Raw genomic sequence first — 26254 nt, 5'->3', positions numbered from 1 at the left:
ACGACTTACCTGTTTCTTCCAAAAGCATCGGAGTACTACCAAAATGACTTCGCTGCAACGACTCTTGTCACTATCTCTTTCCAACCACTACCCTACTTACCATTATCCTACTTAACTAATTACAAAATTCGTAACTTTACATTAATGGTTGATCAAAAGCTATCAAATAAAGGAGTCAGACGAAAGGTTCTTTTTGTCTTTATCTGTTGTTGTATTGCCCTTGCTCTGGCATGGACCATCAGCAAGGATGCTTTTAATCAAGTGCTATCGGCTGTAGATAATATTGCGAAGCCAAACGAAAAGATGCGCTTGGTTAGTAAAGTATCGCGAGACATTATGCAGCTCGATCAGTTGCAACGGTCTCAAGTATTGACTGATGGAGATAATTCATATGAACAGCTACAAAAAGAATCAAAATTAGTTTCTGCCTCCCTCGATTCGTTAAAGAATCTATATTCGCAAGACAGCAATCAAACCAAAAGGATCGATTCCATTAAAACGCTGTTGAAAGAACGTGACAAGCTTTTTAAGGCTTATGTTCAAGTTCGTGAAAAAATGGTTGACAGTCATGAGTTTTCTAAACAATTACAAAGCATTGGAGAGATTGTTCAAAACACCCCGAATAGCGATAGTACTGTTGTAACGAGAAGGAAAATTACGGAAACAACCACCATCGAACCGGGGGAGATAGTGAAGGCTGATTCGATGCAAGATGACCGCTCTTTCTTCGGAAAGATATTCGGATCGAAACGAAAAAACCCGCCCCGCCCGAATACGATTACGCAATCGAGACGGATCGTTAAAGAAGGTATTGAGGAACTGATAGATACAATTGCAACTTCAAAACAAGACAGTGCCATTAAATTAATTGATAGCGTCTTGAGAACCATTGAAGAAACCCAACGCGCACAAAGCGATTCATTTATAGACAGAGAAGTGGAGCTGACTTATGCAGGGAATCTATTGATCAGCAAGATGCTTAGTATACTGAATGCAGTGGAAAAAGAGGGAATGCTGCAGATGGAAAACGAGAATATGGGAGCCAGAACGGTGATGAACCATAGTTTGAGTCGGATTAATTTGGTGGTATTAAGCTTTTTAGGCGTTACAATTATTCTCGTCTTACTGATCTTGTCGGATATTAGAAAAAGTAATCGCTATAGGCGAGAGCTCGAAATTGCCAAAGAAGAAGCCGAATACCATAGTGCAGCCAAGCAGCGGTTCCTTTCCAACATGAGTCATGAGCTTCGTACACCTCTACAATCGATCATTGGTTATGCCGAACAATTACGGGACGAACACCCCGAGGATAGCCGTAAGGTGAACGTAATATATCAGTCTTCAGAACACCTATTGCAGATAGTAAATGAAGTATTGGATTACAATCGTATCAATTCCGGTAAATTTCATTTTAATAACCAGGATTTTTACTTGTCACAATTAATTGAAGAGGTAGTTGCAGCTATGCAACTACAGGCCGAAGAAAAATCACTGTCCTTAAATTTGAGCAAAGAGATTGAAGGGACGGGTTATCTATTTGGCGATCCTTTTCGGATCAAACAAATCCTTTATAACTTGCTTAGTAACGCCATTAAATTTACCGATCAGGGATCGGTTACCTTGATGGTTAGTACCGCCATAAAAAATGAGCTAACCGAATTAAGAATAACGGTTGAAGACACCGGAAAAGGTATTCCTGAAAGTGATATTCATCGAATTTTCAACGAGTTTGAACAAGCGGAAAACTCAAATTCCGGCACCCATTTTGGCAGTGGCTTGGGGCTGAGCATTGTAAAGACGCTATGCGAAGCCATGGGAGGAAATATTAGGATAAAAAGTCAGCTGGGTAAGGGATCCACATTTGACGTATTTATCCCTTTAAAAACGTCTACGTTAATCGAAACAAGTAGAGAGGAAAACAACCTGATCCCTATAAAAGATTTCACAGGAACTATTTGGGTAATAGACGATGATAGTTTTATCCTCGAGCTCTGTCACAATATTTTCAATAAATATAAAATCAACCATCGTACCTTCTCCGATCCGAATGATTTATTGAATACACCATGGGACTCAAGTGTTAGCATTGTCTTAATGGACATGCGTATGCCGGGAAAAACGGGCGTAGAATTAAATCATGAGTTACGGCCAAGAATCGAAGAGGATGTGAAAATATATGCCTTCACAGCTCAGGCATTACCGGAAGAGCGTGAAAAAATAATTTCTCAGGGTTTTGATGGTTTATTGCTGAAGCCATTTAAGGAAACTGATCTTTTGCATCTGCTTGGTTTACGTAAAACAAACGAAGAGCCCCTTAAAATAAAAAACCGGAACGATTTGAGAGATTTTGATTTTTCTAATCTGAAGAAATTGACCTACAATGACAGTAATCAGGTTACCAAAATACTAAACATTTTCATTAAAGATACGGGAAAAGATCTTATTAATCTACGCAATGCTTTGCAGGCTAACGAGAGAGAACAACTCGCGTTGATTTGTCATAAACTAGCGGGAAGAACATCCCAGATCGGCGGACAGAAGATAGCTATTAAACTTCGAAAGCTTGAGATTGACATCAGAAATAATGAATTCGACATTCTGGAAATTCAAGGGATTATAGATCAATTATACCGCCTATTGGATTATCTGAAAGAAGAGTTGCATAGCCGATCCTTCATCAATGGAACGGTTCTATAACCTTGAGAAATAAATTACGCGAATTAGGAAATACCGTACTTATCTAATTTATTATAGAGGGTTTTTCGATCTATATTTAAGACCTGTGCCGCCTTACTTTTATTATATTTCACCTGCTGTAAGACATCCATTATAAGCTGTCGCTCATGTGCCTCACTTTGGGATTTAAGATCAGCAGCCACATGCTCGGAATTCGGATGGCTTTCATGATGTTTATGCTGATTGATCGACAATACCATCTCATCCGGTAACGCGCTCGATTCCGCTGTATCACCCGGTGTCAATAGCACCATCCTCTTTATTACATTTTTAAGTTCCCGTAGGTTGCCGGGCCAATCATAAGCTTTGAAAATATCTTTTACCTCTTTAGAAAGGTGAACAACCTGTCGATTCAATTCTTTATTAGCTTTAGCTACAAAAAACTCAATAAACGTATCCATGTCACTTCCCCGGTCTCTTAGAGCCGGTACAATAATTTCGAATTCATTGATCCGATGATATAGATCTTCTCTAAAATTTCCCGATGCTGAACTACCCAATAAATCATCGTTCGTTGCGGCTATGACACGAACATCAACTTTAATTTGCTTATTAGCACCAATAGGCTGTATTACTCTTTCTTGTAAAGCTCTTAATAATTTCACCTGCACATCATACGACAAATTCCCTATTTCATCTAAAAACAGCGTACCGCCATCAGCCTCCTCAAATTGTCCTTTTTTATCCGTAAGTGCTCCTGTAAACGACCCCTTAATATGTCCAAACAGTTCGCTGGCTGCCAGCTCTTTGGAAAGGGTTCCACAATCAATGGATACAAAAGGTTTATTGGCTCGGTTGCTTTTTAAATGAATGGACCTTGCCACGTACTCCTTTCCCGTACCGCTTTCCCCCCTTACCAACACAGACATGTCGGTCGGTGCAACTAAATTGATGTATTCTTGAAGCTTTTTAGATTGGGTACTAACGCCTTTTACAAAGTCTGACGACTCTTCTTCCGGTAATTTTTTGGTGGTCGAAGGGATTTGTTCTTCACTATTATGGTTTAATGCATCTTTTAAAACCATTAATAATTCATCGGGGTTTACCGGTTTCGTAATATAATCAAACACCCCCAAACGCATGGCCCTTACTGCAGTGCGTACGTCATTGAAACTGGTCATGATAATAACAGGGATATTTAGGCCCCTGTTCCGAACTTCTTCCAATACATCCAAACCCGTTCCATCCCCCAGACGATAATCCAGCAACATAAGGTCAATAGATTCGTCCAATGATTTGACACTACTTTTGACATTGTACCTCATTTCAACTTGATGACCATTTTTTTTCAAAAAGCCTTCGAGAATAGTCGAAAAGGTAGTATCATCTTCTACAAGCAGGATTTTGGCCATATTTATTTGTCTTTATCCTCCAACGGAAACAATTCGTTTTTTAGTATATTACGTTAATCTACAAAACTACTATTTTTTCGCCGATTAGCACTTAATTATTATGAATTAGTTACCCATATATCGAATAATCGCATCTGCAAATTGACTCGTTTTAAGTAAGGTAGCCCCTTCCATCTGATTATAAAAGTCTATGGTAACTTGTTTTGAACGAATGGTTTTAGCCAGTCCTTTTTTAATGATTGATGATACCTCGTGCCATCCCATATAATCAAACATCATCACGCCGCTCAAGATAACTGATGAAGGGTTCATACTATCTGTATTTGCAAAACGAGGGGCTGTTCCATGCGTTGCTTCAAACACCGCATGCCCTTTAAGGTAATTAATGTTCGCTCCCGGAGCTATGCCGATTCCGCCAACAATGGCCGCCAATGCATCTGAAATGTAATCACCGTTGAGATTTAATGTAGCAATCACTGCATAGTCTCTTGGGTTTAGCAAAATCTGTTGCAGAAAATTATCAGCAATTACGTCTTTTATAATAACTTTCCCTTGCTGTTGTGCTTTTTGTAACGCATTGTTTGCAGCTTGTTCACCGTCGGTAGCCTTTAATCTTTCCCATTGAGTCCAGGTAAACACGTCTTCGGCGTATTCATTTTCCGCTAATTCATAACCCCAGTTCTTAAAGGCACCTTCTGTAAACTTCATAATATTCCCCTTATGAACTAAACTCACGGATGGAAGTTTCTCCTTTATTGCATATTCTATAGCTGCCCGTATTAAACGAACGGACCCTTCCTTCGATACCGGTTTTATGCCAAGAGCCGTCTCTTCTTTGAAGGGATAGTCCACACCAAACTGATTTGTTAGGTACTCTTTTAAAACTTGGGCTTCCTTACTGTCAGCTTCGAATTCAATGCCGGCATAAATATCCTCTGTATTTTCACGAAATATGACCATATCTACATTTTCCGGGTGTTTAACCGGTGAGGGGACTCCCTCAATCCAGGATAACGGGCGCTGGCAAACAAATAGATCGAGCAACTGCCGAATAGCCACATTTAACGATCGGATACCACCTCCAACGGGTGTAGTTAGTGGTCCTTTTATCGAAACAACGTACTCCCTCATGGCCTCAATTGTTTCCTCAGGAAGCCAGCTGCCAGTTTGGTCATAGGCTTTTTGCCCTGCCAAAATCTCTTTCCATTCGATCTGCCGCTTCGCTGCATAAGCCTTTCGTACACCTTCATCAAAAACACGAACGGCTGCATTCCAGATATCAGGCCCTATTCCATCACCGATGATAAAGGGTATGATTGGATTATCAGGAACGGTTAAATGTCCTTTTTCATTTATGGTTATTTTCTGTCCCATAACTTTTTCATTTAGTTGATCCCGGTAAGTTTCTGTTTCTTATATTCAATATGCTTCCTAAACCTTTGCCCATCCTCTGTAGACGAGTATAGCCCCGGTTTGTCGACATGGCACTCACCTCATCATAATTATCAAACACGCTAGTTGGTCGCCTACTCGGATAAATTAGTATTCTATTATTATTTTCATATTTCCGAGCGAGTTTTTTCGGTATACCGTCGAATTCTCGATTATAAGAGACTTCACCCGCTCTCGCCGAAACGAACACCAGTAGGTCGGTATCGCTTATATAGCCTCTAAGAGATGCCAGGTCGTCCCAATCAGTATGGTTAACAAACCGGATATTGCAATTGATTTTGCTTTTCTTGAGAAAGGACGTAACCGCCGACTCTGATCGGGCATTCGCAATGCAAACAACCGGTAACGTAAGCTCAATCGCCAATTGACCAACTTTTGTCAGCCAATAGGAGAACCCTTTTTCGTCTTCCGCCATTGGCGGGCAAACCAATGTGATTTTATCATTACTTACAAAAGGCTTACCGAAATGACACATAAAGATATTGATATCTGTACGGTTAAGAATACTTTCCGTTTTTTCTCCAACCATCTTTTCAATAATGCCAACCTGGCTGGGCCATCCAAGTAAAATACTATCCGCTATAATCTCTCGCGATGCCCTGCTAATCCCGCCGGCAATATTATAGTCGATCGTAGCCATCATATTCACTTCTATCTCACTACCCGAAGCATATTTAGCTGTAGAATCCAGATTTTTCCTTGCTTTCTTTAAATTAGCCTCAGCTAGTTCGTTATTAGGCACAACAGATAATATAGTAACCGGATGAGGTGATTTTTTGTTTTTAATCATTGTAGCGAAATCCAAAAGGATTTCCATATTATTCAGGTTGGCTATTGGCACTAAAATATGTTCATCCCGAAGCATATCCTTATCCTCTTCAACTACATCTTGCTCCCCCGCCAGGACCACTTTCTTTGAGGCCGATTCCATGGCAATAGAAGCAACTATACAGGTGATGAGTATCAGTACGATGGTTCCGTTTAATACATTTTCGTCAATTATATTATTGGCATAGCCCACCATAATGATAGCAAGTGTGGCAGCGGCATGTGCGCTACTCAATCCAAAGATCACCTGACGCTGCGCGCCACTATATTTAAAAGTGAGCTGAGTGAACCAAGCAGCTATCCATTTGCCACAAACTGCCACCACAGTCAGCGTGCCCGCCACGATAAGTGCTTCCGGACCTTTGAAAAGAACTTTGATGTCGACAATCATACCAACGCTAATCAGGAAGAACGGTATGAAAATCGCATTGCCAATAAACTCAATCCTGTTCATAAGTGCCGACGAGTGCGGAATGAACTTGTTCAAGGCCAACCCCGCAACAAAAGCACCAATAATCGGTTCGAGTCCGGATACCTCAGCAATAAAGGCGGCAAAAAAAACAATGAACAGAACAAATATATAATGAGATGTTTTTTCACTCTCTACTTTCTGGAAAAACCATTTGGCAATCCTCGGTACGATTCCAAACATAATGGCCAAAAACACGGAAAAAGAAAAAGTCAGCCTCATCAAAAATTGCTGATCAAGCTGTCCTTGTGATGAACCAACGATAACCGCCAAAATGATTAGAACAGCCGTGTCCGTTAAAATGGTTCCGCCGATGGTTATAGCAACTGCTTGATTTTTAGCAATTCCATAGCTATTTACCACCGGATAAGCCACCAGCGTGTGCGTAGCAAACATACTGGAAACCAATATACTGGCACCTACATCAAATCCCAGGATATAGTAACAAACCGGATATCCGATGGCAATGGGAATAAAAAAAGTATAAACACCAAAAACAATACTTTTATGCCTGGTTTTACGAAACTCATTCATATCCAACTCGAGCCCCGCAATAAACATAATATAAAGCAAACCTATTGTTGAAAATAGCTTGACCGCATCTGTTTGCGCTAATATATTCAATCCGTGAGGTCCAATAATAACCCCGGAAAGAATCAATCCTATAATACCTGGAATTTTAATTTTCCGCAATAAGATAGGAGCCAAAAGTATGATCAGCAAAATCAGGGAAAAGATCAGTACGGAATTCGTTAAAGGTGTTTCAAAGGCGTGGGAAATATGTTCTATAAAACTCTTGTTCATAAACTAACACTAACGACAATCATTTGCACTTTTTAAACAGTATGCCTTAAATATAGTTTTTTTCTTCCGAAGATAAAGGCCCCCGCAGGAATCTTGACTTGAAATACACATAAAGAATATTTAGTGAACCCTTTTTAATAAAAAAATCTATTTTGATTATTTGGGTATTTTCTTTTTTTTTGAGATCGAATTAAGCAGTGGATCAACAAGAAACTTTTTTGTAAATTCACCTGCAAATATCCATAAAATATGCCTTATAAAGAACGAGAAATCAACAAGCTCTATTATACCATGGGAGAGGTTACGGAGATGTTTGAGGTGAACGCATCGCAAATAAGATTTTACGAGCGCGAGTTTGATATTATCCAGCCAAAGAAAAACAAAAAAGGTAATAGACTCTTTACACCGGAAGATATCGAAAATCTCAAGATCATATTTAATTTGGTAAAGAACAAAGGATATACCTTACAAGGAGCGCGTGATTATTTAAAGGCGAATAAAAACCAAGCGAAAGAGAACCAACGGGTGATTGATTCTCTTGAAAAGTTAAAGCAATTTTTAATTGAGGTTAAGGAGCGCTTATAGCACTATCAGCCTTATAGGTCATCAAATTACTGCCGCTTAAAAACTCCATAAGCTTGTTAACCATGTTTTCTGAACCGAGAAAAATAGCCGAACGTTGATGAAGATGATCGGGAACGATATCTAAAATGCGGTTGGAACCATCGATGGCAATTCCCCCAGCCTGCTCTAATATAAAGGCCATCGGATTACATTCATAAACAAGCCTTAATTTCCCTTTCGGATAAGCTGATGATACCGGGTAGAGAAAGATTCCCCCTTTAATGAGATTTCGGTGAATATCAGCTACCATCGATCCAATATATCGGGATGTATAAGGACGTCCCGAATTTATATCTTCCTCCTGACAATATTTGATGTAATCTTTTACTCCTTGCGGAAAGTGAACGTAATTGCCTTCGTTTATTGAATAGATTTTACCCTCCTTTGGAATTCTCATATTAGGATGAGACAAACAGAATTCTCCGATTGACGGATCTAATGTAAAGCCATTCACACCTTTACCTGTGGTATACACTAGCATGGTTGATGAACCATAAATCACATAACCGGCCGCAACCTGCTCACTTCCTTTTTGCAGCACATCACTTATTAGCGGCTTGCCGTCCAAACTTTGCCGGCGATAAATAGAAAAGATCGTCCCTATCGCTACATTTACATCGATATTTGAAGATCCATCCAAGGGATCTATGGCTACTATATATTTGGCATTTTTTGATATTTCGGATTCAATATAGATGCACTCATCGTTTTCTTCAGAAGCAACTACGCAGCACTCTCCTCCGCTCCTTAAAGCCGCGATGAATTGCTCATTGGCATATACGTCCAATTTCTTCTGCCCCTCTCCTTGCACATTCGTTGTCCCTGCGTCTCCAAGTATATCAACCAATCCAGCCTTATTGACCTCTCTGTTTACTATTTTTGCGGCTATACCAATATCTCTTAATAATCTGCTTAATTCACCTTTTGCATACGGAAAGTCAGCTTGCTTTTCAATAATAAATTGACCCAGGGTCTTTACGGCTGTCATAATTTAGTCTTTAAAATTTACAATAAGAAACGATTTTTATTTTTAACAACAACAAAAAATTGCGCTGTAAAAATACTAAAAAAACAACACTTAGTGTAAAACACCCTAATCAAAATATGTGTACAAACTACACAAATTGTACACATACTGCATTGATAAAAAACAATTTACAAATAAAAAAACATCATCAAATAAATTTAAATTAGTGTAACTAAGAACCTGAAAGTTCAATCACTTCAAGATCTTTAATAAGGTTTTTGTCGATGCTAAAACGCATAAGTGTTCTAACTTTATGCCAACCTTGTTTGCCTGCGGCACCCGGATTTAAGTGTAAGCAATTAATTTTTTTGTCATATATCACTTTCAATATATGAGAATGTCCCGAAATAAATAGTTGGGGAGGATTTGAGTAAATAGTTGCTTTTACGCGAGGTGCATATTTATTAGGATAGCCGCCAATATGTGTCATCCACACATCAACCTCTTCACATCTGAAGCGTAAATCCTCCGGGTAACGTATCCTGACATCTTTATTGTCAATATTTCCATATACGCCCCTTAAGGGTTTAAAATCAGCTAATTTATCAACTAATGTAATGTCCCCGAAATCACCCGCATGCCAAACTTCATCACATGATGCGAAGTGTTTAAATATGGCATCGTCCAGATAGCTATGTGTGTCGGCAAGCAAGCCTATTTTTGTCATCCTTTTCCCTTTAGCGTTATAATTTCACCAGTTCTTTATAAAGTTTTGCCGTAGGCAATCCCATTACATTCGTATAGGAGCCTTCTATATGATCAACAGCAACCGCACCGATCCACTCCTGGATACCGTAAGCCCCGGCCTTATCATAGGGTTCAAAAGTCTTAATATAATAGTTTATTTGCTCATCGCTCAGTTCATTAAAATAAACCGCCGTCACCTCATAAAAGGATCGAACTTTCTCTATTGTTTTTAGCGCAACGCCCGTGATTACCTCATGTCTTCGCCCCGACAGCAACTTGAGCATCTTAAACGCATCATCATAATCAACCGGTTTCCCGAGAATCCGATCATCAATACTAACAATGGTATCAGCAGTGATTAAAATATCTTTATCCGATTTTAAACCGAACGCCTCCGCCTTCTTTGTAGCGATATACAGTGCAACGGCTGCCCCTCTCATGGTATCGGGATATGTTTCTTCAATTTCCTTTATTTCCACCTTGAAATCAAGTCCCAATGAGGTCAACAACTCTTTGCGTCTGGGTGATTGCGAGGCTAGAATAATATTCTTTTGATCCAAATTTTCCATAACTTAAAAAATTTCAGGCAATCGTTTTTGCCTTATACGCTTTTTATATATTGATCTGCATCCCAAGCTCCCTGTAGCTTTAAAACCTTCTCCATAATTTCTCTGACAACCCCTTCCCCACCGTTTTTGGCACCGATGTAGTGAGCGATTGCTTTAATTTCTTCTGCAGCATCATTCGGGCATGCAGCAAGACCTACTATTTTCATCACTTCAAGATCAGGAATATCGTCACCTATATATAAAACATCTTCCGGATGTAACTCCAACTTGGTCAACCAGTTTTTAAATACAGCGACTTTATCGCTAACACCCAGCTCAATATCCTTTATTCCCAAACCTGCTAAACGCTTTCTAACGCCCTCAGACTGGCCACCGGTTATCACTAGCAATGGAAAACCTTTCTTAACCGCAAGCTGCAAGGCGTAGCCATCGCGAATATTAAACCTTCTCAGTTGATGCCCTTCTTCATTAACCAATACAAGCCCATCAGTAAGCACGCCGTCTACATCTAACGCAAAGGCTTTAACCGACTTCAATTTTTCAAATAACATTCTTTCTTTTTACTTGGTTTCGTTCTGTTTGTCTTCCTTCCAATATTTGCGCACGATATCTTCACTAATCAGCTCATAAACTTGCTGCCAGTTGGGATGGGCTTTCAATAAATCCAGATGCTTACGAATAATATTCCCGTCATTCCTTACTGCCGGCCCTGTTTGCACTGCATTCGGATCATGACTTTGTATTTTATGAGCTGTCTCGCTAATTAGCGGTTTTAACAAATCAAAATCCACTTTCTTTTCTGTTAAAAAATCGTGAGCAATGGCATATAAATAATTACTAAAATTACAAGCAATAACGGCTGCAAGATGTAAGCATCGTCTTTGTTCCGAGTTATATTCGTGAATAATCGGCGACAATTTAAAGGCCATGTTCAATATCTCCTCCTTTGTTCTTTGATCGGAAAATTCCAAAATCAACGGCACTTTTGAGAAATCTAACTCTACTTCTTTCGAGATGGTCTGTAAGGGGTACAATACGCCGTACGATGACGAAAAGGGCTTTAGCACATCCATATCAGTACTCCCCGAAGTGTGCAATAAAATCTTGTTCCGTAAACGCAGCTCGGAAGCTACTTCAAGAATCGCTTCATCTTTAACAGCGATAACATATACATCTGCTTCGGTAGTAATGTATAGTAAGTTGTCGATGGGCTCAGCACCTATACCGTCTGCCAAATGTTTTGCATGATCGATATCGCGACTATATACTTGTTTAATATGGTACTCCGCTTTTTTCAGGGCAAAAGCTAAATGGGTCGCCACGTTTCCACTACCTAGAATAACTATCTCCATAAATTAAAGAATAACGGGGACTGAGATTTTCACTGCAGTCCCCGTGGGATAAAATTAACAATAAAAGGAAATAAATGTTTACACTATTTTTCCTTTTAATTCCTTGTTTCGCCTAAAGATTGAAAGCACAAAACCAATGGTCATAATGATTGTTCCACACCAGAAGAAGTTTATATAGGGAAACTCGATGGCTTTCATAACGATCCATTTTTTTTCCGGCAATGGCTTTTGGTAAATCATCAATTCCATACCTTTATTGGGAGCAATCTTTGTAAACCGCAAACGTAAACCCTGTTCCTCTACATCTTTAGCAAAATCAAAGCTATTCCCGTTTTTTATCAAATATTTTGGATCTGCTTGATATACTTCACCGGTAACTGCATGCACTTCTAATTGCAATGCAAAGAGCAAATCACCATTGGCTAAAGGCATATTTTGCAAAGTCGCATTTCTATTTACACCTTTGACTACAATAAAGCCGTTCTTATAACGCAGTGTATCTCCGATATTGACCAATTGCGTTGTTGGCTCTTCATATCCCTCATTCGGATCATGCCCTTCATGATTATGTTCCTGCTCTTGCGGATCATCTAACTTAGGAGCAGAAGTTACAATTGTATAAATGTCTTTTGTTATATAATGCCTTGTGCTCGGCGTTCCTATTAATCCCATTTTCGGATTTTGCTGCGCGTTGGGTGTTAACTGAAACTTTTCGATGACCTTACCGGTCTTCTCATCCTTGCGTTCGTAATTTACTTTATAATAAATATTAGGCATCGCAATACTATCGCCAATATAGGTGATTGTATAACCACCCATCTCAACCGGCTGGTTGATATATAAAAACAGATTTTCACCGGGTTTTTCGCGCTCCTCAAAACCTGCTATAGGAATGGAACCTCCGGCATTTAAAGAAACGACCTTATTTGTTGCAGCCGCAACCAATGCACCGATAATCAATAGTGCAAATCCGATGTGCGCTACTGAAGAGCCCGCCAACTTCCATTTTCCTTTAAAAGCATCTCCTAGTATTCTTGCATTGGCAACCAGCGCAAATACAGCTCCGAAAGACAACAACACGTAAATAAAATTGGTATAAACCTTTGTGAAATAGAGTAAAATACCGGTAACAACAAGCGAAACGACGAATGAAGCCAGCAAATTAGCATAAAAGATCTTCGGGGTAGTTTTTTTATATTTTAGAAACTGTGCGATGGCCGACAGAATAAGTACCAGGATCGCAAAAGCAGCTTGCCACTTATTGTAATGCGCTATCGCATCAACGGGCGGCGCTATCTTTGTTCCAAACATTGCATTAAAGACCGGAATTGATGTCGTAGCGATAATTTGGACACACGCCACTACCAAAATTAAAGCGCCAATAAACAACCAGAATTCCCTTGAATACGTTTCCTCATCCTTTTTAGTGATCGGTAGTTCTTTCCATCTACTAGCAAGGAAATAAACCATAAGGGCGAAAAAGGTCAGGTTAAAAACAACAAGCTGCCAGTACATGCCCAGATCGGTAAAGGAGTGAACAGATGTTTCGCCCAATACGCCGCTACGGGTTAAGAACGATGCGTAAATAACCAATACGAAGCTTATTAACACTAAAAAAGTAGCCGTAAAATAAGAATGCCCCGAGTTTTTATAGGCGACAATAACATGCACTGCAGCAATTAATGTAAACCAAGGTATAATGGAAGCATTTTCAACCGGGTCCCAAGCCCAAAATCCACCAAAATTAAGTGCTTCATAAGCCCAAAATGACCCCATAATAATACCGGCACCTAATACCATTACAGCGAAGAGAGACCATGGCAAGGCCGGCCGCAGCCATTCCTTATATTTCCGTTGCCATAAGCCGGCTATCCCGTAAGCAAAAGGAACCACCATAGAAGCAAAGCCTAAAAATAACGTTGGTGGGTGGATTACCATCCAGTAATTCTGCAATAAGGGGTTCAAACCGTTACCGTCGGCAATCATGCTAAGATAATTCGGATTAGAGAAAATAGGCGCTTCTAACGCTTGTCTCAACAAAATAAAGGGCGAGCTCCCCACTCGCTCACCTAAAACTTCGATTCCTATAAGCATGGAGGCCAAAACAGTTTGGCATAACATAATTGTCGTCATAACAGGACTTTCCCAACTTTTACCTCGAGCCACTACTACGAGCGCTAAGACAGCCTGCCAAAACATCCAAAGCCAAAAACTACCTTCCTGTCCTTCCCAAAAACTTGAGATTATGTAATATACCGGCAAGGTTCGTGAAGAGTGAGACCAAGCATAGTGATATTCAAATAAATGATTATAAATAATATAGAAAAGGCTACTTCCAATGCCAATTACCGCTATTATATTAATAAAAAAAGCAATACGACCTATTTTATGCCAAGATGCATCATCTTTATATCGGGTAGCGAAGCAGTAACTAATGCACGATAAAAGCGCTGCGCCAAAAGAAAGAATGATAAAAAACTGGCCGAGCTGGCCGGGAAGGAGGTTTTCACCTTGATACTGAATATCCATTAAATTTTATAAAAGTTACGATTAGGATTGGAAATACAACAATATTTTAAACATTAGTAGAAGCAGACTCCGTAACTTCTACCTGATCTTTGTTATACTTGGAAGGACACTTCATCAAAATTTTGGATGCATGAAACTCTTTTCCTACCATTTTTCCTGTCAAAACAATTTGCTCCGAACGTTCGAAGTCCTGCGGCTTGGATCCATTAAAAACAACTTTACATTCCGTACCATTATTATCAAGCATATAAAAAGCGAAATAATTGGCATTCTCCGTCGGGTTGTAGTATAAGGCTTTTGTTTTATTCAATTCTCCTACCACATGTATTTCTGATTCTGTCTTCTGCGCATCGGTAAATGTCGCATATGTACTGGAATCCGTGTAAATACTAATGATCATCGCTATCGCTACTGCAATAATTATAATACCTAAAATAGCTCCCTTCTTCATGTAATATTTCAGTTTTTTAGTGTTGTCTCTTGCGTCTTTGCCGGTTTATCATTCCGATATACCACTTCTCCTTGCACTAAAAACAGTGCAGATTTCTGATACAGATTTTGCGCAAAAATACTAAATACTAAATACATACAGGCAACATAGCAAGGGCAAGGCTTTATTAAGAATCATTCTAATCTACATTTCCGCTTCTTTTCATTTTTATCAGTGCCCGATATCGTTTATCAGCCAACCTTTTCTCGACCGAAGCTTTACTTCTTTTAGTAGGCTTCCGCAATTTTTGCACACTTGATGCAGCAGCGAGTATATGCAAAAGTTTTTCTTGTGCTGAGGCTTTGTTCTTAAATTGGGATCGATCCTTTTGGCTAATAATTTGCAACTTACCTTCGGATGACAATCGATTACTCAATTTTTGCCGTAGGTGCGTTTTTTCTTCTTCATTCCATAATTTACAAGCTTCGAAATCAAATTGTAACTCAACCTTCGAAGAAACCTTGTTCACATGCTGGCCACCGCTTCCTCCGCTTCTTGAAGTTTTATATTGAATATAAGGACTTAATTCATCTATACTGTGCATAATTACCCATTAAACCACAAAGATAAGCATGTAATAAATAATCTAGTGGTTTTACTACCATAGAGTTAAGTAATAACAGACATTAAACTACTTATTACTGTTCGTGAATACCAAGCATTTTCTCTAGTTTTGTGCACCCATGACAAAGAAGAATATTATTATAGCGATTGATGGTTATTCATCCTGCGGGAAAAGCACGGTCGCAAAGGCTTTAGCAAATAAACTTCATTATGTATATGTAGACAGTGGTGCCATGTACCGAGCTGTAACCTTATACTTTTTGCGAAACAACATTGATGTGACTAATGAAGAGCAGGTGCAAAATGCGCTTGAACACATCCACATCGATTTTCATAAAGAAGAAGGGGTAACCCATGTCCTTTTAAATGAGGAGGACGTCTCCGACGAAATCAGACAAATGCCTGTTTCTGAAAATGTGAGTACCGTAAGCGCTATAAAATCGGTCCGACAGGCAATGGTAAAACAGCAGCAGAAAATGGGTGCACGAAAAAATGTGGTGATGGACGGACGAGATATAGGAACTGCTGTTTTTCCACATGCGCAGGTTAAAATTTTCATGACCGCTGACCCTAAAATACGAGCTGAACGCCGGTACTTGGAACTAAAGAACAAAGGTGAAAACATCACACTGGAAGAGGTTTTCGAAAATATCGCCCATCGTGATTATCAAGATACTACGCGAAAAGAAAGCCCGCTGGTACGAGCCGAAGATGCTATTATTTTAGATAATACCGATATGACTGAGGAACAACAGCTCGACTTTGTACTAGATAAAGTGGGGAAAGCGAAAAGTTAGTTATAAGTTAAACGTTATGCGTTGTGGGTAGTTAAATTACTGATCGTTAGCGAACGCAAGATAGCCTGATCAACTTCTAACTAAATGCTGCGTTCTATTTGCTTTTTACTTACTCCTGATCGGCTTTTTATCGGCAATTTCCCGATCAGGCCACGATACCGCCCCGATAAAATCCCGATAACGTTTAGAAGAAAGAGCAGAGTTGGTTGCTCGTTTCGGAGACGTTACGCAGGGAAGCACTTAAGTGGTTAACCAGTGGCAGCACCATTAGTGCTAAGACGAAAAACCTAAAAACACCGAGCAGTAATACAGACTTTCTTATGAATCGCCTTTGCAACGCATAATGGACAAACTCTCTTGGTTAAGTTACCTGATAATCACCACTTTTTGCTAATAAAACTCATAATTTTTGCTTTATTTAGAAATAATTTTTGCACCTTTGCAGTCCTGATGAATTTCAGGAAAAGGAGACAAAATAATTAATGGCAAAAAAACAAGAAGCAGAAAAAGAATTAAAAGCTAAACAAGCTGAAATCCAAGATGCTGATTTAAAATCAGTTAAGGAAAGAGAAAACATTGAATCAGAAGCTGATTCGACGTTCATCGACGAAATCAAATCCAATACTTGGATCACACCTGAAGGCGACTTCGACTGGGATCAAGACGAAAAAGGTTTCGGAAATTACAGCGCAGACGAGCGTGCTAAATTAGAAGAGCAATACGCTGGTACTTTTAACTCCGTCAATAAAGGAGAAATTGTTGAAGGAACCGTGGTTTCCATTAACAACAAAGACGTGGTACTTAACATCGGTTTTAAATCAGATGGCTTGGTATCTCTTTCTGAATTCCGCGATCTACCTGACCTGAAAGTAGGTGATAAGGTAGACGTGTTCGTTGAATCACGCGAAGACGAGAACGGACAATTAGTTCTTTCCCGCAAGCGTGCTAAAACACAAAAATCTTGGGAAGCAATCAATGAAGCTTTAGAAAACGACACCATCATCAACGGTTACGTAAAAAGCCGTACAAAAGGTGGTTTGATCGTGGATATCAAAGGTGTTGAAGCTTTCTTACCAGGTTCTCAAATTGACATCAAACCCATTCGTGATTATGACATCTATGTGGGTAAGACAATGGAATTCAAGGTAGTTAAAATTAACCATGAGTTCAAGAACGTGGTGGTTTCACACAAAGTGCTGATCGAGGATGATTTAGAAAACCAAAAATCAGAAATCGTTGCAAAACTTGAAAAAGGACAAGTACTGGAAGGTACTGTTAAAAACATCACAGATTTCGGTGTATTCATCGATCTTGGTGGTGTTGATGGTTTATTGCACATCACAGATATTTCTTGGGGCCGTATCGAGCATCCAAAAGAAGTATTGTCATTAGACGAAAAGATCAACGTGGTTGTTCTTGATTTTGATGACGAGAAAAAACGTATTGCATTAGGTTTAAAACAATTGACTCCTCATCCTTGGGAATCCTTAGATCCGGCATTAGCGGTAGGTTCTAAAGTAAAGGGTAAAATTGTTACTGTTGCAGATTATGGTGCATTCTTAGAAATCACTCCCGGTGTTGAGGGCTTGATTCACGTATCTGAAATGTCATGGTCTCAAAATTTACGCAGCCCGCAGGAATTCCTGAAAGTAGGTGACGAAATCGAGGCAGAGGTGTTAACCTTGGATCGCGAAGAGCGTAAAATGAGCTTAGGTATTAAACAATTAACTCCAGACCCTTGGAAAAACATTGCTGAACGCTATCCTATCGGAAGCAAGCATAAAGCAGTGGTTAAAAACATGACTAATTTTGGTGTGTTTGTTGAAATTGAAGAGGGAGTTGATGGTTTAATTCACATTTCTGACTTATCATGGTCTAAGAAAATCAACCATCCAAATGAATTCACAAAAGTAGGTGAAGAACTAGATGTAGTTGTATTGGAACTTGATGAAGAAAATCGTAAATTAAGTTTAGGACACAAACAATTAGAAGAAAATCCTTGGGATACTTTTGAAACGATCTTTACGGTTGATTCTATTCACGAAGGTACCGTATTAAAAGTAACTGATAAAGGTGACATCGTAGCACTTCCTTATGGAGTTGAAGGCTTCTGCCCTAGTAAGCACAGCATCAAAGAAGATGGTAAAGCTTTAAAAGCAGAAGAATCCGCTCAATTTAAAATTATCGAATTCAATAAAGAAGCGAAGCGTATTGTAATTTCACATTCTCGTATTTGGGAAGATGAAAGAGCAGAAGCCCGTATTGAAGAATTCAATAATCGTAAGAAAGAAGCGAAAGCTGCATCAAATGCCGTTAAAAAGGTAAAAGATTCTGTTGAAAAATCTACCTTAGGTGATTTAGATGTATTGGCTCAGTTAAAAGAGCAAATGGAAGACGAAGAAGGTTCTAAGAAATCTAAATAAGCTTCCCTTCAATAAAAGTATGTGCCGCCCCATAAAAAGGGCGGCATTTTTTTTATAAATTCTTTAATGGTCATACCTACACTTTCTGGTACTTTTGGTAAATTAGAATCAAATTATCAGCACAATACCTTATGATAAAAAGACAGATCAACTTAGTTTTAATACTCATTATTATTTGCCCACTCCTCTCTTTTAAGTATGTTAAACCGCAACCCATCTATAAAGATCCTCGAAAGCCGATCAGCGAACGCGTCAAAGATTTGCTTAATAAAATGACAGTGGAAGAGAAAGTAGGACAACTTGCTACTTTATTAGGTTGGGAAATGTATACAAAGAGCGGTAAAGGCGTTACTGTCAGTACTAAATTTAAAGAAGCCGTGCAAAGAGAGCACATCGGCATGCTTTGGGCTACCCTACGTGCTGATCCATGGACTAAAAAGACATTAGAAACAGGATTGTCGCCTCAAGAAGCGGCGATGGCTACCAATGCTTTGCAAAAATATATGGTCGATAGTACACGTTTGGGAATACCACTTTTACTATCCGAAGAATGTCCTCATGGTCATATGGCAATCGGAACCACTGTTTTCCCAACTGCTATCGGACAAGCTAGCACATGGAATCCGACGCTAATACAAGAGATGGCGCAGGCAATCGCGGCGGAAACTCGCGCTGTTGGTGGACATGTGGGTTATGGGCCTATCCTCGATTTGGCGCGAGAGCCACGCTGGTCACGCCTGGAAGAAACTTACGGGGAAGATCCTGTTTTGAATGCAAAAATGGGAAGGGCAATGGTTACCGGTTTCCAAGGAACCGATTTGAGCAGTGGAAAAAATATAATCTCAACGCTAAAACATTTTACTGCCTATGGAGTACCCGAAGGCGGCCACAATGGCGGTAGTGTTACCGTAGGTCAAAGAGAACTTTATCAAAGCTACCTCCCTCCTTTCGGGGAAGCAGTTAAAGCGGGTGCTTTATCCGTTATGACCGCCTATAACTCGATAGATGGTATTCCTTGTTCTGCCAACCCCTGGTTATTAAAAGATTTATTAAGAAATCAGTGGAATTTCAAAGGTTTTGTCGTATCCGACCTCGGAAGTATCTCCGGTTTAGTAGGCAGTCATCATGTAGCAGCCAATGCCGCAGAAGCTGCAAGCCAAGCTATCAACGCCGGGCTCGACGCTGATTTGAGTGGTTACGGCTATGGCCGGGCCCTTTTGGCAGCAATTAAGGAAGGAAAAGTTACGGAGGCAACCTTAGACACCGCTGTGAGCAGGGTTTTATATCAGAAATTCGCTTTAGGTCTTTTTGAAAACCCTTACGTAGACATAAAACAAGTAAGTAGAACAGTACGAATTCCCAACCATATTGAGTTGGCGCGAAAAGTGGCGCAACAATCAATTATTCTATTAAAAAATAATGGAAATCTTTTACCCCTGAGCAAGTCTATAAAAAAATTGGCCCTTATCGGTCCTAATGCCGACAATATATATAATCAACTAGGAGATTATACGGCTCCGCAAGCGGAAGAAAACATTGTGACGGTATTAGAAGGCCTACAAGCTAAATTAGGAGCCGGCACCAGGATTGATTATGTAAAAGGCTGTGATATTCGAGATACATCGGAAATAGCTATCAGTACAGCAGTTCAAGCTGCCGAAGCTGCCGAAGTAGTCGTTATTGTCTTAGGGGGCTCCAGTGCACGTGATTTTAAAACTTCTTATCAGGAAACAGGGGCGGCGCAGGTAACTGCCACACAAGGAAAAATAAGTGACATGGAAAGCGGTGAAGGTTTTGATCGTGCGACGCTAGATTTGTTAGGAAAGCAATTAGAATTACTAAAAGCAGTTAAAGCGACGGGCAAACCGGTGGTGCTGGTTACCATTAAAGGACGTCCGCTAAATTTAAATTGGCCACAAGAGCATGTAGATGCCATTATAGATGCATGGTATCCGGGACAAGAAGGTGGAAACGCCATTGCAGATGTGCTGTTTGGCGATTACAATCCTGCGGGCCGCCTCTCCGTTTCTGTTCCTAAATCTGTTGGTCAGCTACCGGTTTATTACAATTATAAAAACCCCACAAAACACGATTATGTAGAAGTAGACGCTAAGCCCCTTTATTCGTTTGGTTACGGATTAAGTTATACCACTTTTGCTTACACCGATATTAGACATCAATTAACAGAAACACCGGATGATTTTAATTTAAGCATATCCTTTAAAGTAAAAAATACAGGCAAATATGCTGGTGATGAAGTGGTTCAACTTTACGTGCGCGATGAGATCTCAAGCGTAGTAACGCCTATTTTACAACTGAAAAACTTTCAACGGATTCATCTGAAGGCAGGAGAAGAAAAAAAGATGGAATTTGTTCTTCATGCGGAAGATTTAAAGTTATTAAATGCGCAGATGAAATGGGTTACCGAAAAAGGTAGATTTAAGATTATGATCGGTTCTTCTTCGGACAATATCCTATTGACAACGGATGTTGAATTGAATAAGGATTATAACTTGTAGTCCTTTCTATAAAAAGAGAGGGTGGACTGATGTGTCCACCCCTCAAACATTTATAGACCAATTTTAATATTTTCTGCTAATGGTTCGCATTAATTTACGTCCCAAAACAGTTTAGTGTTAACATTGTCTTGTCCTGCAACAGCTTGGTAATTCGTCGAATTATATACTTGCTCTGATGAGGGTAAATTAAATTTAACAGGAACAGTTTTCTGAATATCCGAATTTTGCACTCGAAATAAAAACGTTGGATAATCCAAGCGTCTTACTTCAGCCCAATTCTCAACGGGTTGCATCATATTGAAGTGCAACCATTTTTGATAGGCTATGAGCTCAATTTTATTTGTATTGCCATCCCAATTAACATTATTAATATATGTATTAATTTGTGTCGCAGTTGGAGCTGCCGCTGCAGGAACAAGAATATCATTACTTACTGCCCTAATTTGTTGAAAAAGCGCGATAGACTCTTTAATACCGTTTTCAAAAAAGGTCTTGGCGGAAGCCATATTGCCCGCTTTCAAGAAGTATTCTGCCAAAAGAAAGTTCACTTCTGAAGCTGAAATCAGCATACCAGGGAAATAATCGTTTCTTGAAAATGTTGACCGGTTATAGATGGCTATCGTTCCACCCCCGCTAGCAGCTGGTCCAGTAATCAAATTTGATTGAACGGATCCAGTCAATGACTGATCCAATCCAATATATCTTCCATCAGCCTCAGCTCCAGGTTCAAAAATAAAGGGAAGTCGAGGATCAAGATTGGCCAGCATATGGTCTATCATTACTTTTCCAGCAATATTTCCATTCCAACTTTCTAGTGCATCTTGAAAACCAGTAGCATTAATTCCAGTCGACGCATCAAAGACGTCTAGCTGTGCATTATCGGCATTGGTTAAGATCAATGATGAAAGATCATTCGCAATTTCTGCGATTTCCGATTGTGCTCTAGAGCTAAATTGCGAAGATGCCGAAACTCTAGTTAACATTCTCAAACGTAAAGAATTACAATATTTTTTCCAAAGTTCTACATCTCCATTATTGACCAGATCTTGAGAAGAAAAGTTTGAAGTACTCGGGACTGTGAGACTATTCAACTCTTCTTCAATGGTCGCAAGATCATCCAACATGGCAGTGTAGATGTCTATCGCCGTGTCGTATGGCGCATAAGAAATCGAATAATCACCTCCGTTTGAACTTAGCTTACCTGCTTGGCTCCATGGGATGTCACCATGCAAATCAACAATTTGTTGCGTCTGATCATAGAACAAGATCTTAGCTGTTAAATAGAAAATTCGTGTTTCTCCCTGTATTAAAGGATCTGAATTATTGTAGGTTGTTTCCAGTTCTCTAAATTGTGCAAGACCTTCATAGTATCTTGACCATCGGTCGTCAATAGCTGCCGCGCCAGGTGTTAATTGATTTGCCTCATTTGCCCAACCATCTATTTGGATATACCGTGCTATAGTAGGAAGTATGGTTACAAAATAATTACGGTAATCCGGAACTATAAGCTGTCGGTAACCATATATCATGCCCGCAAATTGTTTATCTACCGTTGTTTCTGTTACTTTTGAAGGATCTCTGTAAAATTCATCGAAAGATGACTTTTTGCATGAAGAGATCGATAATGTGGCTGTACATAGCCCTATGATAAAATATTTTTTCATTTTCTGTTAGTTTAAAAACTTGCACGTAACATTAAACCATAAGTTCTGGTAGCTGGACTTGTTCCCGCATTGGTTACCTGATCCATCCAAAAGGATCCTCCAGTCATTTGTTCAGGGTCCAGATCTTTAATAGATCTATAGATGAAAAACAAATTTCTACCGAATACTGAAAGCTGGAGATTTTTTGCTTTCAATTTAGATGCAATAGACGCTGGTAGCCTATAACCTAACGATAGCTCTCGCATTTTGATATAATTGTTTTTCTGTACATATAATTCATAGCGAGAATTCGAATATTGTGGACCGCCCCAGTTGTACGTATTTGCATAGTAAGTAACTTGCGAAATCACATTGCTATTAGGTGTACCATCAGCCAGTACACCTTCCATTAGCATTCCGTCGTGGTATATCTTTTGACCATTAGGACCAACAGTCCCTTCGAAGGCAACTCCTCTTTCACCATCTATGTAATAGCTAAGACCTCCATGTTCGGCATCCATATAATTTAAGCTTTCTTCCAATAAGCCACGACTGATCATCCAATTGATACCTGTTGGCATTACATGCCCTCCCCAACGAAAATCAATCAGGGCGTCTAATGTGAAGTTTTTATACGTAAACGTATTGGTTAAACCTCCTACGACCTTTGGCATAGCGTTCCCTGCTTTAACCCAGGTGTCGGCGTCTAATTGATACAGACCGTTATCCTGAACAATCTTATTCCCATTAGCATCCGTTGCAACAGGATGCACCATAATATCGCCAATAGGTTGTCCTACGTTGGCTACCAATTGAGCTGCGGCACCGTCATAGTCTCTCAGCGTTAACCTATCAGCACCCCCAGGCAGGGCCTCGACCTTATTTTTATTCATCGAAAAATTCAATACCGAATTCCAACGGAAGTTATCCGTTTGCACAGGAACTCCTGTGATTGCGAATTCCCAGCCTGAATTACGCAACGTACCTACGTTGGCTAAAATGGAAGAAGCCCCCGAAGTTATAGGTAAAGTATAATTCAAGATTTGATCGCGAACCTGACCATTGTAGTAAGTAATGTCAAATCCTAATCGGTTACTTAGTAAGCGAGTTTCTAATCCAAACTCAAATTCATATTTTGTTTCTGGCTTTATTCCTTCATTACCAAATGCTGAGGTAGGCACTAAAGTATATGTTACAGGTCGCCCCCCCTCTGCCTGAATGCCCAAACTTGTTTGCGTTAAACTAAGAGCACTTTGATAGATGTCAGGATAATTACCTACTATACCCCATGATCCCCTTAATTTGGCATAGTCAAAAACCTCAGGCAACTTAAAGGCCTCGTTTAGAATTAGACTCGAATTTACTGACGGATAATATAATACATTATCATCCGGATGCATTGTAGAAATGCGTTCCCTGCGTAATGTTCCTTCCACGAACCAGTAATCCTTTAAGTTAAAATTTAAGGTTCCAAATAACGCATCTCTCAACATATTTCTTCTATAGTTATATCGATCATCCCATCTAGCTAGATTTACCGAAGCGTTCAAGTCGAACCAATCTCTTACACTTAAACCGCCATCTGTTCTCCTTTGTACATAGGTATCCTCCGTTTTAGAAGCGGTATAGCCGAGCATAGCTCCTAATTTTACGTCACTCGTTATTTGCTTGTTATAGCTCGCTAATAAATCGGTATAGTATACATTGGCGTTTTGGTTTCCTAAGAAATAGGAACCTGTATTTGGATCTATTGAAATTGGCCTTTCTGTCGGATTTTTATCTTCTCGTTTCATAGAGGTCATGTCCGCTGAAATTCGTGCTCTAAGAGATAAATCAGGTGTTACTTGCCATGTATTAGTAAACGATCCGATTACCCTATTGGAATACTCATCCGACTGATTGGCCAAAGTGTTCCACATATAATCCAATACATCGGTTTTATAACCATTATAAGTAAGGTTTTCCTCTGGTGTCAGGCTTGGATTGGTCCCTGTCACATACTTATAACCTTGACTAGTTCTGTACTTATTCATATACCACTCAGGATTATCGAAAGTGGAAATCATTCCTGTAAAATTGTTAATTAAACGATCTGTCAAGAATGGCCGATTATGCGTATGTTGATTGACATAGTTGATTACCACGTCGGTGGTTAATTTATCCCAAAGTTTGAAGGATGTATTAAGACTGGCAATATTCCGTTTATTATAGGATTCCAAAGATGTCATCTGATTGTCTTGGCGCGTTAAGGAAAAACGCGTATTTGAGCTTTTTCCTGTATGTCCCAAAGCAAGGTTGAAGATGGTATTATTTGGATTATTAAAGAATTTACTATAAGCATTTTGGGCATTATAGGGGCGAATCTCGCCATCCCAAGAACGAATAGGCTGACCATCAAATTTAGGTCCAAAGTTTAAACTAGTATTAGCGACACCTCTTACACCATCAGGATAATAAAAAAACATATCCTCTGCTTGTCCAATATCTGCGTAGGAAACATCATATCCTGGCCCGCGCACATCCTGAAATCTAGGCAAATAGGCGATTCTATCCGCAGTATAGGTAGCATTGAAATCAACAGTGAAACCTTCAGCTCCTTTTCCTGATTTGGTCGTAACTAGCACAACACCATTCATCGCCTCCGAACCGTAAAGCGCTGCAGCCGAAGCGCCTTTCAAGATGGTGATCGATTCAATATCTTCTGGATTTAAATCTTCCAATCCGTTACCTCTCGCTCGCTGATCGCCCCAATAATCGGAGTTGTTAAAAGCTGTTTGGCGCATTGGGACACCATTAATGATCACTAAGGGCTGTGAACTTTTTGTGATTGAATTAATACCCCGAATATTAATATTAATACCTGAAGTCGCTCCACCTGGTGCCGCTGAAATTCGCACGCCTGGTGCTTTTCCGTATAATGCGCCAGCAAAGTTGGGAGAACCTGTCTTTGTTAGTTCCTGCGCACCTACAGTACTTGTCGCATATCCCAGTGATTTGGCTTCTTTTTTAATACCGAGTGATGTTACGACCACTTCTTCCAGTGCATTTTCATCATTCTGCATGGAAACGGTTAAACTACTTTGATTGGTAATCGCTATTTCTTGCGTGATATAACCGATCATCGAAAAGGTTAATGTTTCGCCTGAAGTCGCCTGAATGGAAAAATTACCTTTTGCGTCTGTAGAGGCTGCCTTACTGGTTCCTTTTACACGTACGGTGACCCCCGGCAAGGGGCCTTGAGCATCCGAAACGGTTCCTGTGACCGCTTTCTGTGCAAAGCTGCTGATAGTTATCATACAAAATAACACTGCAGCTAGTGCTCTTAAATAGATTTCTTTCATGATTTGATTGGTTTGTTAAAATTCGACTTAGTTGATTGATTCTTGATT

18 protein-coding genes are annotated in these 26254 nt (G+C 39.7%); 5 read left to right on the top strand and 13 right to left on the bottom strand.

Annotated elements, in window-relative coordinates:
* Nucleotides 1–144 precede the first annotated feature (144 nt).
* The gene (locus E0E36_RS19760; protein WP_130857427.1) at nucleotides 145–2697 is read left to right on the top strand and encodes an ATP-binding protein; all 2553 of its coding nucleotides are present in this window, start codon (nucleotides 145–147) and stop codon (nucleotides 2695–2697) included.
* Nucleotides 2698–2720: 23 nt separating this feature from the next.
* On the opposite strand, the gene E0E36_RS19755 is transcribed toward E0E36_RS19760, so the two are convergent.
* The 3 genes from E0E36_RS19755 to E0E36_RS19745 form a co-directional block, all read right to left on the bottom strand.
* Nucleotides 2721–4088, bottom strand: coding sequence for a sigma-54-dependent transcriptional regulator (locus tag E0E36_RS19755; protein ID WP_013666410.1), 1368 nt, complete (start codon nucleotides 4086–4088; stop codon nucleotides 2721–2723).
* Nucleotides 4089–4193: 105 nt separating this feature from the next.
* Entirely contained in the window at nucleotides 4194–5462 is a 1269-nt protein-coding gene (gene icd / locus E0E36_RS19750) for an NADP-dependent isocitrate dehydrogenase (RefSeq protein ID WP_130857426.1), read from the bottom strand.
* Between the two features lie 7 nt (nucleotides 5463–5469).
* Nucleotides 5470–7641 carry a cation:proton antiporter gene (locus E0E36_RS19745; protein WP_130857425.1) on the bottom strand — a complete coding sequence of 724 codons (2172 nt, stop codon included), beginning with the start codon at nucleotides 7639–7641 and terminating at the stop codon, nucleotides 5470–5472.
* 249 nt (nucleotides 7642–7890) lie between these two features.
* Between E0E36_RS19745 and E0E36_RS19740 the strand changes: the two genes are divergently transcribed.
* Nucleotides 7891–8226, top strand: a complete 336-nt coding sequence (locus E0E36_RS19740; RefSeq protein ID WP_013666407.1) for a MerR family transcriptional regulator — start codon at nucleotides 7891–7893, stop codon at nucleotides 8224–8226.
* On the opposite strand, the gene fbp is transcribed toward E0E36_RS19740, so the two are convergent.
* The 8 genes from fbp to arfB form a co-directional block, all read right to left on the bottom strand.
* A complete protein-coding gene (gene fbp, locus E0E36_RS19735; RefSeq protein ID WP_013666406.1) occupies nucleotides 8210–9253 on the bottom strand; it encodes a class 1 fructose-bisphosphatase in 1044 nt (347 codons plus the stop codon). The genes E0E36_RS19740 and fbp overlap by 17 nt on opposite strands.
* Nucleotides 9254–9464: 211 nt before the next feature.
* Nucleotides 9465–9959: a metallophosphoesterase family protein gene (locus E0E36_RS19730; RefSeq protein ID WP_013666405.1), complete on the bottom strand. Its 495-nt coding sequence runs from the start codon at nucleotides 9957–9959 to the stop codon at nucleotides 9465–9467.
* Nucleotides 9960–9975: 16 nt separating this feature from the next.
* Nucleotides 9976–10548: a Maf family nucleotide pyrophosphatase gene (locus E0E36_RS19725; protein WP_130857424.1), complete on the bottom strand. Its 573-nt coding sequence runs from the start codon at nucleotides 10546–10548 to the stop codon at nucleotides 9976–9978.
* 32 nt (nucleotides 10549–10580) lie between these two features.
* Entirely contained in the window at nucleotides 10581–11099 is a 519-nt protein-coding gene (locus E0E36_RS19720; protein WP_130857423.1) for a KdsC family phosphatase, read from the bottom strand.
* A 9-nt stretch (nucleotides 11100–11108) separates the two neighbouring features.
* On the bottom strand, nucleotides 11109–11900 hold the full coding sequence (locus tag E0E36_RS19715) for a Rossmann-like and DUF2520 domain-containing protein (RefSeq protein ID WP_130857422.1): 792 nt from the start codon (nucleotides 11898–11900) through the stop codon (nucleotides 11109–11111).
* A 78-nt stretch (nucleotides 11901–11978) separates the two neighbouring features.
* Nucleotides 11979–14429 (bottom strand): heme lyase CcmF/NrfE family subunit, encoded by a 2451-nt coding sequence (locus E0E36_RS19710; protein ID WP_130857421.1) that lies wholly within the window; start codon nucleotides 14427–14429, stop codon nucleotides 11979–11981.
* Nucleotides 14430–14475: 46 nt separating this feature from the next.
* Entirely contained in the window at nucleotides 14476–14880 is a 405-nt protein-coding gene (locus E0E36_RS19705) for a cytochrome c maturation protein CcmE domain-containing protein (RefSeq protein ID WP_013666400.1), read from the bottom strand.
* Nucleotides 14881–15058: 178 nt separating this feature from the next.
* Nucleotides 15059–15463, bottom strand: a complete 405-nt coding sequence (gene arfB, locus E0E36_RS19700) for an alternative ribosome rescue aminoacyl-tRNA hydrolase ArfB (RefSeq protein WP_242627327.1) — start codon at nucleotides 15461–15463, stop codon at nucleotides 15059–15061.
* 139 nt (nucleotides 15464–15602) lie between these two features.
* Here arfB and cmk point away from each other — a divergent pair, with 139 nt between their 5' ends.
* The 3 genes from cmk (at nucleotide 15603) to E0E36_RS19685 (ending at nucleotide 21222) form a co-directional block, all read left to right on the top strand.
* Nucleotides 15603–16280: a (d)CMP kinase gene (gene cmk / locus E0E36_RS19695; protein WP_013666398.1), complete on the top strand. Its 678-nt coding sequence runs from the start codon at nucleotides 15603–15605 to the stop codon at nucleotides 16278–16280.
* A 482-nt stretch (nucleotides 16281–16762) separates the two neighbouring features.
* A complete protein-coding gene (rpsA, locus tag E0E36_RS19690; RefSeq protein WP_013666397.1) occupies nucleotides 16763–18703 on the top strand; it encodes a 30S ribosomal protein S1 in 1941 nt (646 codons plus the stop codon).
* A gap of 131 nt (nucleotides 18704–18834) precedes the next feature.
* A complete protein-coding gene (locus E0E36_RS19685; protein WP_130857419.1) occupies nucleotides 18835–21222 on the top strand; it encodes a glycoside hydrolase family 3 N-terminal domain-containing protein in 2388 nt (795 codons plus the stop codon).
* A gap of 89 nt (nucleotides 21223–21311) precedes the next feature.
* Here E0E36_RS19685 and E0E36_RS19680 read toward each other — a convergent pair whose 3' ends face one another.
* Both E0E36_RS19680 and E0E36_RS19675 read right to left on the bottom strand, forming a co-directional pair.
* Nucleotides 21312–22886, bottom strand: coding sequence for a SusD/RagB family nutrient-binding outer membrane lipoprotein (locus E0E36_RS19680; protein ID WP_130857418.1), 1575 nt, complete (start codon nucleotides 22884–22886; stop codon nucleotides 21312–21314).
* Nucleotides 22887–22897: 11 nt separating this feature from the next.
* Complete coding sequence (locus tag E0E36_RS19675; protein WP_130857417.1) at nucleotides 22898–26206, bottom strand: SusC/RagA family TonB-linked outer membrane protein; 3309 nt, start codon at nucleotides 26204–26206, stop codon at nucleotides 22898–22900.
* Nucleotides 26207–26254 lie beyond the last annotated feature (48 nt).

This window comes from Olivibacter jilunii (assembly GCF_900607235.1).
Lineage (GTDB): Bacteria > Bacteroidota > Bacteroidia > Sphingobacteriales > Sphingobacteriaceae > Olivibacter > Olivibacter oleidegradans.
This window is presented reverse-complemented; position numbering and strand designations above follow the sequence as displayed.

Bases quoted from the DNA above. Each gene is read 5' to 3' on its own strand.
- E0E36_RS19710 (WP_130857421.1), bottom strand. From the start codon at position 14,429: ATGGATATTCAGTATCAAGGTGAAAACCTCCTTCCCGGCCAGCTCGGC.
- E0E36_RS19740 (WP_013666407.1), top strand. From the start codon at position 7,891: ATGCCTTATAAAGAACGAGAAATCAACAAGCTCTATTATACCATGGGA.
- arfB (WP_242627327.1), bottom strand. From the start codon at position 15,463: ATGCACAGTATAGATGAATTAAGTCCTTATATTCAATATAAAACTTCA.
- E0E36_RS19705 (WP_013666400.1), bottom strand. From the start codon at position 14,880: ATGAAGAAGGGAGCTATTTTAGGTATTATAATTATTGCAGTAGCGATA.
- E0E36_RS19730 (WP_013666405.1), bottom strand. From the start codon at position 9,959: ATGACAAAAATAGGCTTGCTTGCCGACACACATAGCTATCTGGACGAT.
- fbp (WP_013666406.1), bottom strand. From the start codon at position 9,253: ATGACAGCCGTAAAGACCCTGGGTCAATTTATTATTGAAAAGCAAGCT.
- E0E36_RS19675 (WP_130857417.1), bottom strand. From the start codon at position 26,206: ATGAAAGAAATCTATTTAAGAGCACTAGCTGCAGTGTTATTTTGTATG.
- rpsA (WP_013666397.1), top strand. From the start codon at position 16,763: ATGGCAAAAAAACAAGAAGCAGAAAAAGAATTAAAAGCTAAACAAGCT.
- E0E36_RS19725 (WP_130857424.1), bottom strand. From the start codon at position 10,548: ATGGAAAATTTGGATCAAAAGAATATTATTCTAGCCTCGCAATCACCC.
- cmk (WP_013666398.1), top strand. From the start codon at position 15,603: ATGACAAAGAAGAATATTATTATAGCGATTGATGGTTATTCATCCTGC.
- E0E36_RS19745 (WP_130857425.1), bottom strand. From the start codon at position 7,641: ATGAACAAGAGTTTTATAGAACATATTTCCCACGCCTTTGAAACACCT.
- E0E36_RS19685 (WP_130857419.1), top strand. From the start codon at position 18,835: ATGATAAAAAGACAGATCAACTTAGTTTTAATACTCATTATTATTTGC.
- E0E36_RS19680 (WP_130857418.1), bottom strand. From the start codon at position 22,886: ATGAAAAAATATTTTATCATAGGGCTATGTACAGCCACATTATCGATC.
- E0E36_RS19720 (WP_130857423.1), bottom strand. From the start codon at position 11,099: ATGTTATTTGAAAAATTGAAGTCGGTTAAAGCCTTTGCGTTAGATGTA.
- icd (WP_130857426.1), bottom strand. From the start codon at position 5,462: ATGGGACAGAAAATAACCATAAATGAAAAAGGACATTTAACCGTTCCT.
- E0E36_RS19755 (WP_013666410.1), bottom strand. From the start codon at position 4,088: ATGGCCAAAATCCTGCTTGTAGAAGATGATACTACCTTTTCGACTATT.
- E0E36_RS19715 (WP_130857422.1), bottom strand. From the start codon at position 11,900: ATGGAGATAGTTATTCTAGGTAGTGGAAACGTGGCGACCCATTTAGCT.
- E0E36_RS19760 (WP_130857427.1), top strand. From the start codon at position 145: ATGGTTGATCAAAAGCTATCAAATAAAGGAGTCAGACGAAAGGTTCTT.